This is a genomic window from Runella salmonicolor (assembly GCF_024158025.1).
GTDB classification, from domain to species: domain Bacteria; phylum Bacteroidota; class Bacteroidia; order Cytophagales; family Spirosomataceae; genus Runella; species Runella salmonicolor.
Genome location: NZ_JAMZEL010000003.1, coordinates 359,439 through 374,141 on the forward strand (window position 1 = coordinate 359,439; position 14,703 = coordinate 374,141).

Below are 14,703 nucleotides of genomic sequence, written 5' to 3' on the forward strand. Positions count from 1 at the left end.
GGGTGTTTTTATTCAAAAAAACTTGAACTAAAACCAATTCAAATGTATGGAAAGTTTACCAAAAAAGCGCAAACTGTTGCTTATAGCTATGCGAATCACATGTTTACAGTTGTTGATCAGCGTCGTGCTCAGTGGCTTGGCCGTCGCCAATGAAGGGCTGGCTCAGGAGTCCCTTACCCGAAACGTGAGTGTGCAGATCGAGAACAAACCGCTCAAAACAGCGTTGGGCATCTTGGAAAAATCGGCAAATGTGAAATTTACGTATCTGCCTCAACTGGTTTCCAAAAATGATAAAGTGTCTGTCTCGGCCAATATGCAGCCGTTATCGGTTATCCTCGAAAAATTACTCAAACCGCTCAACTTAGCTTATGAGGCATCGGGCGAGTACATTATTTTGACCAAAGCCGAAACGCAATTGCTCGAAAAAAAGGGTTTTACGCCCATCAAGGCCATTGACCAAAATGTAAAAGGTCGGGTCAACGATGAAAAAGGAGAAGGTCTACCTGGCGTAAGCGTCCTCATTAAAGGCTCGCAACGCGGTGCCACAACCGATGCCAACGGCGAGTTTTCGTTGACGGTCCCCGACGAAAAAGCAATCTTGATTTTTAGTTATGTGGGCTATTTGCCGCAAGAAATTGTGGTTGGGAATCAGACCAGCATCACGCTTTCGCTCAAAGCCGATCTAAAAACCCTCAACGAAGTAGTTGTGGTAGGTTATGGCGTTCAAAAGAAAGCCAATTTAACGGGGGCTGTAGATATGATTACGAGTGAGGTGTTTGAAAACCGCCCCATGACCAACCTCAACCAAGGACTCCAAGGTGTTTTGCCAAACCTTAACATTAAAATGGGGGATGGAAAACCCAATCAGGCCCCTAGTTTCAACATAAGGGGTACCACATCCATTGGTCAAGGTGGAAGCGCGCTCGTACTGATTGACAACGTGGAAGGCGACCCGAGTTTGTTGAACCCCAACGACATCGCCAGTATTACGCTCTTGAAAGATGCCGCTTCTGCGTCTATTTATGGCGCTAGGGGGGTATTTGGGGTGGTGCTGATTACCACAAAAAATCCTACGGCGGGAAAAACCAACGTGACGTATTCAAGCAATTATTCAATCAAACAACCGATTGCAAGGCCCGATTTGGTCACTGATGGTTACACTTGGGCTTCAATGTTTGCGGAGTCATTTGTCAATTTTGGCGGTACTTTTCCCCAAAATGCCAATAAAACCCTTAAATTTTCGCAGGCGTATTTGAACGAATTGAAAAGAAGATCGGAAGTAGGAGGATTGCCAGAGGTAGAAATTGACCCCGCGACGGGTGAATACGTCTACTACGGAAGTACCGACTATTACGGGCATTTATACAAAAAATACAATAGCTCGAATGAGCACAACCTGAGTATTTCTGGGAGCAGCGACAAGGCGAGCTACTTAATTACGGGCCGTTATTTTGGACAGGAGGGGTTGTTTCGTTACAATTCAGACGATTATCGGGTATTTAACTTTACGGGAAAAGGCTCAATCCAACTTTTCCCTTGGTTGAAAATCAACAATATGTCGCAATACTCTGACATGAAATACCACAACCCGCTCAACGTGGGCGAGGGCGGCGGTATCTGGAGAAACATCGCGGACGAAGGCCACCCGCTAGCGCCCATGTTGAACCCCGACGGAACCCTTACCTTTTCGTCGGCTTACAGTATTGGGGACTTCTATTACGGCAAAAACGGTATTGACAACAACAAAAAAGTGTTCAGAAATACGACAGGTTTTGCGGCCCAGTTTTTCAATGATAAATTCAGGGTGAAAGGTGATTTTACGATTCAAAACACCGATAACAACGACCGAACCAAAGCCGTGCCCGTGCCTTACAGCATCAAACCCGGTACGATAGCTTACGTAGGAACCACCACTAATTATATCAATGATGTGTACCGCGAAACGGCCTACATGACCACGAATTTTTATACCGAGTACGAGGATACGTTTAAGGAAAACCATTATTTGAAAGTATTGGCGGGATACAACTACGAACAGTCTAATTTCAGACGCCTCTCGGCGCAGCGAAACGGATTGATTTTTGAAGATGCCAACGACATCAATTTGGCCCTTGGGCAAGCCATCAACGCCACCGGTGGCTGGGAGCGCTGGAAAATTCAAGGAGGTTTTGCTCGACTTAATTATTCTTACAAAGACCGGTATTTGTTGGAGTTAAATGGCCGCTACGATGGTTCTTCAAAATTCCCCAGCAATCAACGTTTTGCTTTCTTTCCTTCCTATTCGGTGGGCTGGAGAGTTTCAAAAGAACCGTTTTGGAAAGTGCCCGCGCACATTATTTCTGACCTGAAATTCAGGGCTTCCTACGGTTCTCTAGGAAACGGTAACATTGGCTCTTATGCTTACTTAGAGCAATTCTCGATTTCACAATCTGCAATGGTGCTCAATGGCCAAAGACCCCAGCAAACCCGAAACCCAACGGTGTTGCCAGAAGGGTTGACGTGGGAAACCGCCACCACCAAAAACGTCGGAATTGATTTATCGATGCTCTCCAATCGACTCACGTTTGTGGCCGATGCGTACATCCGGACCACCACCGATATGTTTACGGTGGGTTTGACGTTGCCCGCCGTGTTTGGGGCGGCTGCGCCACGAGGCAACTACGCAGACTTGGAAACCAAAGGTTGGGAGGCAATGCTTTCGTACCGGGATAAATTTTCGGTTGCATCAAAACCCTTTAACTTTGATGTTCGCTTGACCCTCGCTGATTATAAAGCGGTGATTACCAAATACAACAACCCACAAAAACTTTTGAGTGATTATTACGAAGGGCAGGTATTGGGAGAAATTTGGGGGTATCAGACCGAAGGTTTCTTTAAGTCTGCCGACGACGTGAAAAACAGCGCCAGCCAAAATTTATTCAGAACGGCGTCCAATGGGCTGTGGTTTCCGGGCGATATTAAATTCAGAGATGTAAACGGCGACGGGGCCATTACCCCAGGTACTGATAGAATCGAAAACCCGGGCGACCGCTCAATCATCGGAAACTCCACTCCGCGATATACGTACGGGATGATGTTGGGAGCCGATTGGAATAACTTCTTCTTATCGGCCTTTTTTCAGGGTGTTGGAAAACAAAACTGGTACCCAAGCCGAGAAGCTAACCTGTTTTGGGGACAGTACAACCGTCCTTATGGCGACATTCCCAAAAGCCAACTTGGAAATATCTGGACGGAACAAAACCCCGATGCTTATTTCCCAAGATATGTTTCTCGTATTGCTAGCAATGCCAACGGAACCCTCAGCGCCGCCCAGACCAGATACCTCCAAAATGTAGCTTATCTACGATTGAAAAATATCCAGTTGGGCTACAATCTGCCGCGTACCATTGCCGGGAAAATCGGCGCATCGGCTGCTCGGGTGTTTCTTTCGGCCGAGAATATCTGGTCATTGTCGCCGTTGTACAAAATCACCCGTGATTTTGACGTAGAAAGCGCCGTGGCTTCCGATCAAGTATTTAATCCCGGTGGAAACTCGGGCGACGCCTATAATTATCCGTTGATGAAAAGTGTCACCTGTGGCTTGTCTATCACGTTTTAATCACTTAAAAAAGCACGATCATGAAGCTCAAATATATTTTTGTATTACTGACCTCTGCCTTGTTTATGGGCTGTAATTTGGAGGAACTTCCCGAAGCGACCACCTCAAAAGGCCCTATTTTTGGCAGTGAGAGCGGTTTGGTACTTTATACAAATTCGTTTTATACGATGTTTAACGGTAAAAATCTTCACCGGGCCGATGCCATGTCGGACTACTTGGCCCGTAGAGATTCGCCACCGTTTATTACCGAAGGCAACTTTAGCGCCCAAATAAGCTCGGGCTGGACATGGAATGATTTAAGAAATATCAATTATTTCATCCAGAACTGTAATGACCCTAGGGTTCCCGCCACGGTCCGCAATAATTACCTCGGGATTGCTAAGTTTTTCAGAGCGTGGTTTTATTTCGATAAAGTAAAACGTTTTGGCGATGTGCCGTGGATTGGCAAACCCCTTGACGTGACCGATACCGAATTATTATTTAAGGGTCGCGACCCCCGCACCATGGTGATGGATTCGGTGTTGGCTGATTTGGATTTTGCCTGTCAAAATATCATTACGGGGAGCGAGCCTTCTCGTAGTTTAGTGACCAAATACGTGGCCTATGCCTTCAAAGCACGGGTTGCCCTCCACGAAGGGACGTTTCGCAAATACCACACCAATCTGGGGTTGCAGGCTACCGCGAGTGGGTTGCTAAACCAAGCTGTAGTAGCGGCCAAGAAGGTAATGGATGAGTCGGGGTATAAATTGTACGACGGGGCAGGTATTGATAAATCGTACCGTCAGGTGTTTATCAATGGCGCGCCGATTGCGACCGAAGTAATGCTCTCGGCGGTGTGTGATTTGGCATTAAACAACTTAAACGATGCCAACTGGTACTGGACCAGCGGTACGTATGGCGACAAAGCTAGTTTTATCCGTAGCTTTATCAATACTTATTTGAACATCGACGGTACGCCCTTTACCAACAATCCAGCCTACAAAACCATGTTGTTTAAAGACGAGGTAAAAGGGCGCGATAAGCGGCTAGCCCAAACCATCCGCGCAGGAGACTACAAGCGCGTAAACGCGGGAGTGTTGGTGCCATCTCCGCCGCTTTTCTCGTATACGTTTACGGGCTATATGCCTATCAAATGGGCATTGGATGATATGTATTACGATACCCGTGACCTCAATATCAACTCAGTAAGCATTTTCCGCTATGCCGAAGTGCTGTTGGCCTATGCCGAAGCCAAAGCAGAGCTTGGAACGCTCACGGATGCCGATTGGGCCTTGACCATTGGGGCGTTGCGTAAAAGAGCGGGGATTACGGGCGGGCTAACCACCAAACCGACCGTGGTTGATAAGTATCTGCAAACCACGTATTTTCCGGCCATTACTGACCCCGTTTTGTTGGAAGTTCGCCGCGAAAGAGGCATCGAATTGTGCTTAGAAGGATTCCGTTTTGACGACATCGTACGCTGGAAAAGGGGTGAGTTGATGCAAATGGAATGGAACGGAATGTACGTTCCTGAACTGAATAAACCGATGGATTTGAACGAAGATGGTATTTTGGATGTCGCTTTCTATAAAACGCTACCAACCAAAGTTCCGGGGGTAACCTACGTAGAAGTTTCGCCGTCCATTGGGGGTAAGCCAAATTCTCAGCTTATTTCAGGAGATACTTCGGGCGAACTTACTTGGCTGAATAATATTCCCAGAAAATGGGCGGAGAGAAACTATTATTACCCCATTCCAACGGGAGATCTTATCACCAATCCAAAACTCACCCAAAATCCAGGTTGGTAGACTGAGCCGAAGATAAAGGAAAGACGTTAAGTATTTGTTTTGCTATTAGCGCATTAGCTCGGGCCATGACCGAGCTAATGCTGTTTGTGGGGGAGAATAACGATTATAAAAACAGTAATAAAATTCTTTTTTTTACTTTACCTATTTATCAAAAAGCTTGCAGCGATTTGCTTAATTGCGGGCATAAATACCAAATTTTAGTCTTTTACTTATTCAAATCAATGAAAACCATCAAAGGACCTGCCATATTTTTGGCGCAATTCATGGGCGACGAAGCCCCTTTTAATTCGTTGGATACCATCGCCGCTTACATGGCTGATTTGGGGTATAAAGGCATTCAGATTCCGACGTGGGATCCGCGTTGCATTGACCTTAAAACCGCCGCCGAGTCAAAAACGTATTGCGACGAATACAAAGGAAAATTGGCCGACATTGGCGTTGAAATCACCGAACTTTCTTCGCACTTGCAAGGGCAATTGGTGGCCGTTCACCCCGCATACGACCCCATGTTTGACGGTTTTGCGTCGCCCGAAGTACGTAATAATCCTGCGGCCCGGACCGAATGGGCGGTGCAGCAGTTGATGTGGGCCGCCAAAGCTTCTCAAAACTTAGGTTTAACCTCACACGTAACTTTCTCGGGTGCGTTATTGTGGCCGTTTTTGTATCCGTGGCCGCAGCGCCCTGCGGGATTGGTCGAAACGGGCTTTAAAGAACTCGGAAAGCGTTGGACACCGATTTTGAATGCGTTCGACGAAGCGGGCGTCAACGTTGGTTATGAGCTTCACCCTGGCGAAGACCTCCACGACGGAATTACGTTTGAAATGTTTCTGGAAGCCGTGGGCAATCACCCACGTGCGGGTATCAACTACGACCCAAGCCATTTTGTGTTGCAACAATTGGATTACCTCCAATTCATTGATTTTTACCACGAGCGCATTTTTGCTTACCACGTGAAAGATGCTGAGTTTAACCCAACGGGCAAACAGGGCGTGTACAGTGGATTCCAAGGTTGGGCCGACCGGGCGGGGCGTTTCCGTTCTTTGGGCGACGGTCAGGTGGATTTCAGCGGTATTTTCTCAAAACTTTCGCAATACAACTACGACGGTTGGGCCGTGTTGGAATGGGAGTGCTGCATCAAATCGCCGATTCAAGGAGCCGCCGAAGGAGCACCGTTCATTGCCGACCATATCATTCAAGTGACTGAAAAAGCCTTTGATGATTTTGCAGGAACGGGCGCTGACGAAGCCTTTAACCGTAAAGTGCTTGGTTTGTAAATCGTCAAATAAAAGCCTTCCGAAAGTTTTAAATTTTCGGAAGGTTCCCCATAAAAACTTATGTCAGGGTTCTCAAACCCTGACATAATAAAAAAGCGTCGGACGGTTTGAAACCGTCCGACGCTTTTTTATTTGCGACGTTACAAAAGGCTAATTTCTGGCAGGAGCACCTGGACCACCAGCACGGGCTGTGTTTGGCCGGCCAGGGTGTGACTCACCACGGTGGCAAGTGCTGCATCCGATGCGTGGCTTGCGCTCTTTAGTGGCGTAAGCAGGGATGGTAGCCAGCAAATCATCGTTGATTTTACCAACCATCGCTACCATGTCGCGGGCAATGGCGTGGTCATGCTTTTCTTCTGATGCCCAGTCGTTTACGTTGTGGCAGTGGCTGCAACTTACGCCAAGCGTTTTGCTCCAACGGTTTTCCATGATACCCAATATCGCCTCCGCTGGTTGACCCTTGAAAAGTTTGATGTTTTTGAAAACTTGTTCGGCGGGTAGTTTTTCTTTGCCTGCAATGGCTTCTTTAACCATTTTGGTGTATTTGGCGCGGTCGGCGGCAAGGCTATCTTCGCGCGGGTCGGCCGACTTGGTCGAAACGGGCGAAGGAGTAAGTGCAACCAACGACACAATTGCCGTAAGTGCAAAAAGAGCAGTAATCCATTTTTTCATGCTAAAAAGGGAGGTTAAAAAGTTACAAAAGCAAACTTATGAAAAAAGTAAAAAGGTGCAAGTTATTAGCCAATAAATAGCAATAAAATGCCCCTTTTTAGTGATACTTTTTGCAAACCTTACTGCAATGTTTGACCTAACGGCGGTGCTATAACTCCACTCGTCCCATGACGGGGTCGCTGAAAGAGGTTTTTCCCGTTTCTACTCTTCCCGCAAAGCGCTGTTCAAAGCTGTCAACCCCTTCTACCTTTACGCTGAAATCATACCAGCCAAAACTGGTTTTAAGGTCGAGAACTACCGACAGCATACTTCCTTTGTTGGATACGACGTCGAGTGTTTTGGTTTGAGTGGGCGTTTTGTAGGCATTATCAATAATCTGAACTTTGATTTTTCGCTGCGGGCCTAGGTTACGCAGTTTCAATTCTACATTGCCTGTCAATTGTTTGCCCTGCGGCGACGACCGCTGGTATTCGCATTGCACCGAGATTTGCGGGTCGTTGGCATTTCCGTTGTATTCTCGGAAAAAACCATTGGGACCGTACACGCGAAGGTGATAGGTGTCGTTCTCGAAATTTTGCAGCGGCCACGTATCCGTCAGGGTGTCGCCTGCGGTCACGGCATACGACCATGCTTTCAGGTCTTCAAATGCACCACTGGGTTGGGTGCGGTATTTGTGCGGTGCATATACCTGAAAAGGTGCACCAACCGCCTTTTTGCCAAATACGTCATTTTTGGCGCTGAGATGAATCTGAAACGATTTTTTATCGGCGCTCAATTTGCCTTCGGCATATAGTTCGTAGGGCAGGGCGGAGGCAGGGCGAATCCCTTTTTCTTGCTGCGGCATCAGCGGCGATGCCACAGGATTCTGGTTGATTTGCTCAATTTCAGCCGCGCTGAGTTGTTTGAAGTTCGACGGCGCTTTTTTGAATTTGGCTTTGTGAACACTTTGGATAAAAGCATCTTTGACCACCGAAGTCGGCAGTTTGATTTCTTCGCCGTTGTAAGGTCGGAAAGCCGATGTTAAATCACCGCATACCGTACGACGCCAAGCGCTGATGTTGGTTTCTTCGATTTTTTTCTTGGTTTTATGGCTCAAAAAATGTTCCATAAACTGCAACACCGACGTATGGTCAAATACCTGAGAGTTGACATAACCGCCTCTACTCCAAGGTGATGCAATAAGCATGGGCACTCGATACCCCAAGCCAATAGACCCCGCCCGCCCTTTGTTTTGCGGACTTGCCTCTTTGCGTTTGTTTTCCTGCTCCATGCTCACGTGCTCGACACTGGGGTCGATGCCTTTGGAAACCTTACCGTCAGAAAGGTCGGGTTTGGGAGCAACAAACGGTGGCACGTGTTCAAAATAGCCGTCGTTTTCGTCGTAAGTCACGATAAAAATCGTCTTTTTCCAAACGTCAGGATTTTGGGTCAAAATATCCATGACCTCCGAAATATACCAAGCACCGTACCAAGGCGCGCCGGGGTGGTCGGAGAAGTTTTCGGGGGCAATCACCCACGAAACAGTGGGCAATTTGCCCGTTTTTACATCTTCTCTGAACTGGTGCAACGTATCACCTTTGGGAATAGCTACTTGGCGCTCCGTGTCGCCGTCTTTGTAGGTATGCGTGGTAAGTTCGTGATAGTGCGGGTCGTTGATATTGGTCGTAAATGCTTTTTGGTGCAGGTTTTTTTCGCGTTGCGAAAGTTTTTCAAAATTCTCACGACTCCATTTCTCGCGGTCTTGCTTGGCAAGTACGAGCATGTCTTGCTTGCGTTTCAGGGCTTTTTGGGCCACTTCGGTTTCTTTACCAGTTTGGGGCAGAGTTTTGAGCTTTTGTTCCAACGCGGCGATTTCGTCGGGCAGTGTTTTGAGTTGAGTAGCCAGAAATTTCTGATAACCACTCGAAAACCGAACATGGTATTGGGTAAACCATTCGATGGGATTGTCGGTGAAATTGGCAAGCCAAGCCTCTTCGTCGCCCGTGAAGCCCATCGGCAAGCTCAATTCATTTTGATAGATTCTCCACGAAATATTATTGTCTTCCAAACGCTCCGGAAACGTGGTCCAGCTCGCTTCATCTTCATAATCAACGTCAGAATTTCGAACGTTGGCCTTTGAGTTGATGTCGGGTTTTTCGCGGACGGTTCCTGTCCAGAGGTACAGACGATTAGGGGTTGTACCCGTCAGGGAGGAGCAAAAATGTTGGTCGCAAACGGTAAAGGCATCGGCCAAAGCGTAATAGAACGGAATGTCTTCGCGGTTGTAGTAGCCCATGGTGAGGGGCATATTGGCGTATTCCTTGTTTCCAGAGCGTTTTACATCGAGCCAGCGGTCGTATTTCCCGTCGTTGCGGGCGTCCACTTGGTTTTCCCACGAGTGTGGAAGGGCGCTCATCCACGTGGCTTTGGTATCTTTGATGTCGAGTCGAAAAGGGGCGTAGGTTTCACCCGCCGCATTTTTTTGGAGCCAGACAAGGTTTTTATTGGGTAGATTAATGGCGCGGGGGTCGTTGTAGCCTCTCACGCCCCGGAGTGTACCGAAGCAGTGGTCAAAGGAGCGGTTTTCCTGCATTAACACCACGATGTGTTCGGCGTCAAGGTAGGTACTTCCGGAGGGTGGATTGATTTCTAGTGCTTTTTGAATGGAGGCAGGCAACATGCCCCATATACTTGCCCCACTTGAGAGGAGTGCCGCTTTTTTTAGAAAGTCTCTTCTGGAATCCATAAGGTTGTCTGAAGCTGAAAAATGGAGAAAAGTGGATAAATAAAAATACTACTTAAAAGGAGGGAATAGTGACTAATTGAGTCCCCAAAACAAAAGTACTATTTTTAGTTTTATTTACTTTCTTGTTTTATCGGCTCCCAACGGTTGGTTGGCACTGGTAGGACTTCATCCAGTTTTACTGTACGGCCAAAGTAGAGTTTAATGCTCAATTCATCCCCATTCGATACTCCAACGGACTTACCCCCACTTTTTGCTTAAAAAGTCTCGTGAAATGTTGGGGGTATTTGAAGCCTAATTCGTAGGCAATTTCGCTGATGGATTTGGAGGTGTCTAACACTTTCGTCTTTGCGGCTTCCATCAACTTCAAGTGGATAAACTCCAGCGCTGTTTTCCCCGTTTCTTTTTTGATTAAATCTCCAAAATAATTGGCAGAGACGTTTAGCTTTTCGGCAAAGTAAGCGACCGAAGGTAGGCCATCTATGCCCAATTTTTCGCCAAAAATGTACGCATTAAGCCGATTTTCAAACTGTGCTAACAGGTCATGGTGAACCACCTCGCGGGTGATAAACTGACGGTCGTAAAACCGAGAACAGTATTTCAGGAGTAGTTCAAGGTTAGCAACAATGATTTGCTTGCTGTGTTTATCAATATTTTGCTTGATTTCCGTTTCAACGTTTGCAAAACACAGGTCAATCAACGCCCGTTCTTTTTCCGAAACGTGCAGGGCTTCGTACGAGTCGTACCCAAAAAACGAATATTCGTGGATTTGCTTGGCGAGGTGGGTGCCATGTAATAGGTCAGGGTGAAAAATCAAGGCTTTTCCGTAGGGCTGATGCCATTCACCTTCGGGTTCGCTGGCGCCAATTTGTCCAGGTCCAAAAAACACGATGGTTCCTTCCTCGTAGTCATAGTATTTGAGACCGTATCGTAAGTCGCCGCACCTGCTGTCCTTGATAATGATGGCATAAAAATCAATTCTGAATTTACAGCGCTGTATAAGGTCAGATTTGTCCAAATCCACCAGCCCAATCAACGGATGTAACATTGGATGGTTGAAGGTTTGGCAGTACTTTTTTATGGAGTCATAAATAATCATGGTCTTGCTTTTTTTACCAAAACTACGCACGAACGGATTGAAATAAACCACCACCCGTAAAAATGGTAAGTAAAACCGTAAAATGTATAAAAGCAACGAGATAGGTTGTATCTAATTTTGTAGCATGTTAAATAACTACCTATCAATGAAATATTTACAATTTGTTTTTTTACTCTTTTCCTTGACTTTTATGGCATTATCAGGAGTTAGCCAAACCCCTGACAGCACCCAAACCACCTCTACCTTTTCGGGGACGGTGGGGATTACCAACAATGGATTTTCGATTATTCCTACTTTTTCATTGAATCATCCCGCAGCTATCATGAATTTTTCGTGGCGCAAAAAACGGGTTAGTTTCGAGCCTGACATTCGCCTTGTTCCTGATGCCAGCAAAGGTGGATTGATTTTTTGGGTGCGCTATCGTTTGATTGAGCAAAAGAAGTTCAGTTTGCGGGTAGGTGCGCACCCCGCCTTTACCCTCATTCGTAGCAGTGTGACCGACAAGGGGAATACCAAAGAAATTACCGAAATGCTGCGATTTCTTGCCTTTGAGGTCGTGCCGAGTTACCAAATTACGCCCCACGTTGGGGTAAGTGCCATGTATTTACAAGGAAATGCTTTACAAATACATGGCCCTCAGCTCACAAGAGTACTGTTTCTGAATACGGCGTTTACGGATATTAGTTTGAGCAAAAATCTATATTTGAATATCTTCCCAACGGTTTTCTTTCTCAATACCGACGGCTACAAGGGAAGTTACTTCACAGCAACGGTGGCGGTGGGGCATAAAAAATCTCCGCTTAGTCTACAATCTACTATCAATCAGACATTTAACTCAAATGTACCTGATAATCAGAATTTTATGTGGAACATTGCGCTGAATTATCATTTCAAACGAAAAGTCACAAGAAATTGAAGCCAATGAAATCGGTCAACAAACTGTGGACGAGTAATCAATCTCAGCGGGGCTGAAAATCAGATTCAAGGGGCAATTGTGGATGGAATCAACCATGCAATGTTTCCAAAAGTAACTTTTGTGAATGGGGCGGTTGCCGAAACCAATTTTCACCTCTACAAATTTCTGAAGATAAAAGATGCACCATCAGAAATTGAAGTAAAATTTGTGGATTCAGAAGAAGCCCCAACAGGTTTGGGAGAACCCGCTCTGCCACCAATAGCGGCCGCACTTGCCAATGCCATATTTGCCGCCACTGGCAAACGTTTAAGAAAATTACCTTTTGCCGAACAACTTGGTTAAAGGAAAAAATCATAGGAAAATGAATTCGGAGAAAAACATATTTGAACGAATGTTGGAAGGGGGAATTATTCCCCCAGACGACCCGCAAATGCCTTACATGTGGGAGGTAGTGAATCGGACATTGAAACTGAATCCTGACCTTAACAACTCAACTGACACAGAGCAAATTAGGGAGCGATTGAGTAAAATCATTGCCAAACAAATTGATGCCAGTACCACGATTTTTGTGCCTTTTTACACCAATTTTGGGCAGCATATCCAATTGGGTAAAAATGTGTTTATCAATCACGGTTGTACCTTTCTCGACCTCGGAGGAATTGTGATTGAAGACGACGTACTGATTGGGCCTCAGGTCTGTATCGTTACCGAAAATCACCCCATCGACCCCGCCAAACGCAAATCACTTGATTTAAAATCGATAACGATTAAACGCAATGCTTGGATTGGCGCCAACGCCACGATTTTACCTGGGGTTACTGTCGGCGAAAATTCGATTGTGGCCGCAGGGGCGGTCGTGGCAAAAGATGTGCCCGCCAATACCGTCGTGGGCGGTGTACCGGCAAAAGAACTCAGGAACATTTAAACAATTACTAAAATGAAATATTTAACGTACCTGCTGTTTGTTTCACTCTCTGTGTCAATGGCTTGTAAATCAGAAAGAATTATCAATGAAATCAATCTCGTAATGACTGAGCCACCCACATCTGTAGCAACCACCCCTAAAATTACCATCAAAATCGGGGCAAGTACTTTTACGGCTACTCTTTTGGATAACCCTACTGCAAACGCCTTTAAGGCGCTGTTGCCGCTGACAATCAACATGAAAGAACTCAATAATAACGAGAAATTTTTCGATTTGCCCAAAAGCCTTCCCACAAATTCGTCAGTTCCCGCCAGTATCCAATCGGGAGATTTGATGATGTACAGAGCAAATACGTTGGTGTTGTTTTACAAAGGTTTTACCACGGCTTACAGTTATACCAAAATTGGTAAAATTGACGATGTAACGGGGCTGACAGCGGCACTGGGGGCGGGAGATGTAAAGGTGAGTTTTGAGATAAACCCAACAGAATAACGCACGAAGTACTTTTGAATAGCTTCGCAAAATAATCTGGACTAATGCCGACACTCAGGTACGCAGGCTTGAGGATGGCCTAGATGTCAATCGTCTTCTTTAAGCAGATTTTTATATTGAAAATAATACAACACCGAGCTGGCCGTGAAGCAAACTGCCATGATCATGCGCGGTAAATTCCAGCTCTGGGCAAAACCCGCAATTAGGGTAACCAAAGCGGCCAATCCCATGCCGATTGTGGCTATTTTGGCCCAGCGCCGACGCTTTTCAAGATCCATTTTGTGTAGAATGAAATAAGGATAAAAAGGTTACTTAATGGTCATTGGGCTGGTACTTAAAAAATTAATAACCAGCTTATTAAATGTTTTGGGTTTGTCCATATTTGATAGATGGCCCGCTCCCTTGATGACCGCTTTCCGAACGTTGGGGATTTTCTGGGCCATTGTATCAGCCGCCCGATGAAAACTTTCTTCGTCTTTTTCGCCTACCAACAGGAGCGTAGGGGCGCGGATGGAAGAAACCAAATCGAGGGTAGTAGGAGTGCCAAAAGCGGGGTCGATTCGGGGATTGATGAAATGATCGCCGTGGTAATCGGCAATCATTTCGCTCAAATTAATGATGGTTTTGTCGTCGGCGGCATACAGGCGCATGAGTGGAGAGCGCAGCCACACATCCTGCTGCTCGTCGTGCCACCCCTGATGCGAAGCGAGGTCAACGATTTTGTTAACTACGGCTTTGAGTTGCGGGGTTCCGTCGGTAAATCCGTCTGGATTGGCATCGGCAGCCACGATTTTGAGGACGCGCTCGGGGTGGGTGGCGGCAAAATTGAGCGCTACATTTCCTCCGAGCGCTACTCCTACTAGATGCGCTTTTTCAATTTTCAGGAAGTCAAGCAATGCTTTTAAATCATCGCTTGGATTGTGAGGGTCGCGGGCGCGGGCGGATTGCCCAAAACCGCGAATATCGTACCGAATCACTCTAAAATGACGGGCAAAGGCGTTCCATTGGGCGTTCCACTGGCGAGAGTCCAAGGCCGTTTCGTGGATAAACACCACGGGTTCGCCTTTGCCTTCTATTTCATAATATAGCTTTGTATCGGCCACGGGAGCCAAACCGGTCAGTGTTTTTTGTGCCGATACCCCTCCCGTAAACATTCCCCACAAACTCAAAAAAACAAAAATCCGCATGAGACGAAAGAAATAGTTTAGGAATAATGGT

General features: G+C 46.4%; 11 protein-coding genes and 1 pseudogene. 7 read left to right on the forward strand and 5 right to left on the reverse strand.

The genetic code is table 11. The features are described from left to right. The first annotated feature begins 88 nt into the window (after nt 1-88). The 3 genes from NCI00_RS10750 (at nt 89) to NCI00_RS10760 (ending at nt 6,659) form a co-directional block, all read left to right on the forward strand. The gene (locus NCI00_RS10750) at nt 89-3,598 is read left to right on the forward strand and encodes a TonB-dependent receptor (RefSeq protein ID WP_253527339.1); all 3,510 of its coding nucleotides are present in this window, start codon (nt 89-91) and stop codon (nt 3,596-3,598) included. A gap of 20 nt (nt 3,599-3,618) precedes the next feature. Then, nucleotides 3,619-5,385, forward strand: coding sequence for a RagB/SusD family nutrient uptake outer membrane protein (locus tag NCI00_RS10755; protein ID WP_253527341.1), 1,767 nt, complete (start codon nt 3,619-3,621; stop codon nt 5,383-5,385). Nucleotides 5,386-5,606: 221 nt separating this feature from the next. After that, nucleotides 5,607-6,659, forward strand: a complete 1,053-nt coding sequence (locus NCI00_RS10760) for a sugar phosphate isomerase/epimerase family protein (protein WP_253527343.1) — start codon at nt 5,607-5,609, stop codon at nt 6,657-6,659. A 150-nt stretch (nt 6,660-6,809) separates the two neighbouring features. Here NCI00_RS10760 and NCI00_RS10765 read toward each other — a convergent pair whose 3' ends face one another. The 3 genes from NCI00_RS10765 to NCI00_RS10775 all read right to left on the reverse strand — a co-directional run bounded on the left by NCI00_RS10765 (nt 6,810) and on the right by NCI00_RS10775 (nt 11,152). After that, nucleotides 6,810-7,331 (reverse strand): c-type cytochrome, encoded by a 522-nt coding sequence (locus NCI00_RS10765; protein ID WP_114462563.1) that lies wholly within the window; start codon nt 7,329-7,331, stop codon nt 6,810-6,812. Between the two features lie 148 nt (nt 7,332-7,479). Continuing rightward, entirely contained in the window at nt 7,480-10,056 is a 2,577-nt protein-coding gene (locus tag NCI00_RS10770) for a phosphocholine-specific phospholipase C (protein WP_253527345.1), read from the reverse strand. A gap of 205 nt (nt 10,057-10,261) precedes the next feature. After that, the gene (locus tag NCI00_RS10775) at nt 10,262-11,152 is read right to left on the reverse strand and encodes a helix-turn-helix domain-containing protein (RefSeq protein ID WP_253527347.1); all 891 of its coding nucleotides are present in this window, start codon (nt 11,150-11,152) and stop codon (nt 10,262-10,264) included. Nucleotides 11,153-11,297: 145 nt separating this feature from the next. Between NCI00_RS10775 and NCI00_RS10780 the strand changes: the two genes are divergently transcribed. The 4 genes and pseudogenes from NCI00_RS10780 to NCI00_RS10795 all read left to right on the forward strand — a co-directional run bounded on the left by NCI00_RS10780 (nt 11,298) and on the right by NCI00_RS10795 (nt 13,485). Continuing rightward, the gene (locus tag NCI00_RS10780; RefSeq protein ID WP_253527349.1) at nt 11,298-12,068 is read left to right on the forward strand and encodes a hypothetical protein; all 771 of its coding nucleotides are present in this window, start codon (nt 11,298-11,300) and stop codon (nt 12,066-12,068) included. Nucleotides 12,069-12,101: 33 nt separating this feature from the next. Beyond that, a pseudogene (locus NCI00_RS10785) lies at nt 12,102-12,410 on the forward strand (xanthine dehydrogenase family protein molybdopterin-binding subunit); the annotation flags it as partial. A 19-nt stretch (nt 12,411-12,429) separates the two neighbouring features. Beyond that, complete coding sequence (locus NCI00_RS10790) at nt 12,430-12,993, forward strand: sugar O-acetyltransferase (RefSeq protein ID WP_253527354.1); 564 nt, start codon at nt 12,430-12,432, stop codon at nt 12,991-12,993. 12 nt (nt 12,994-13,005) lie between these two features. Beyond that, a complete protein-coding gene (locus NCI00_RS10795) occupies nt 13,006-13,485 on the forward strand; it encodes a cyclophilin-like fold protein (protein ID WP_253527356.1) in 480 nt (159 codons plus the stop codon). An 86-nt stretch (nt 13,486-13,571) separates the two neighbouring features. On the opposite strand, the gene NCI00_RS10800 is transcribed toward NCI00_RS10795, so the two are convergent. Together NCI00_RS10800 and NCI00_RS10805 are read right to left on the reverse strand one after the other, a co-directional pair. Then, nucleotides 13,572-13,763, reverse strand: a complete 192-nt coding sequence (locus tag NCI00_RS10800; protein WP_253527358.1) for a hypothetical protein — start codon at nt 13,761-13,763, stop codon at nt 13,572-13,574. A gap of 30 nt (nt 13,764-13,793) precedes the next feature. After that, a complete protein-coding gene (locus NCI00_RS10805) occupies nt 13,794-14,672 on the reverse strand; it encodes an alpha/beta fold hydrolase (protein WP_253527360.1) in 879 nt (292 codons plus the stop codon). Nucleotides 14,673-14,703: the final 31 nt, after the last annotated feature.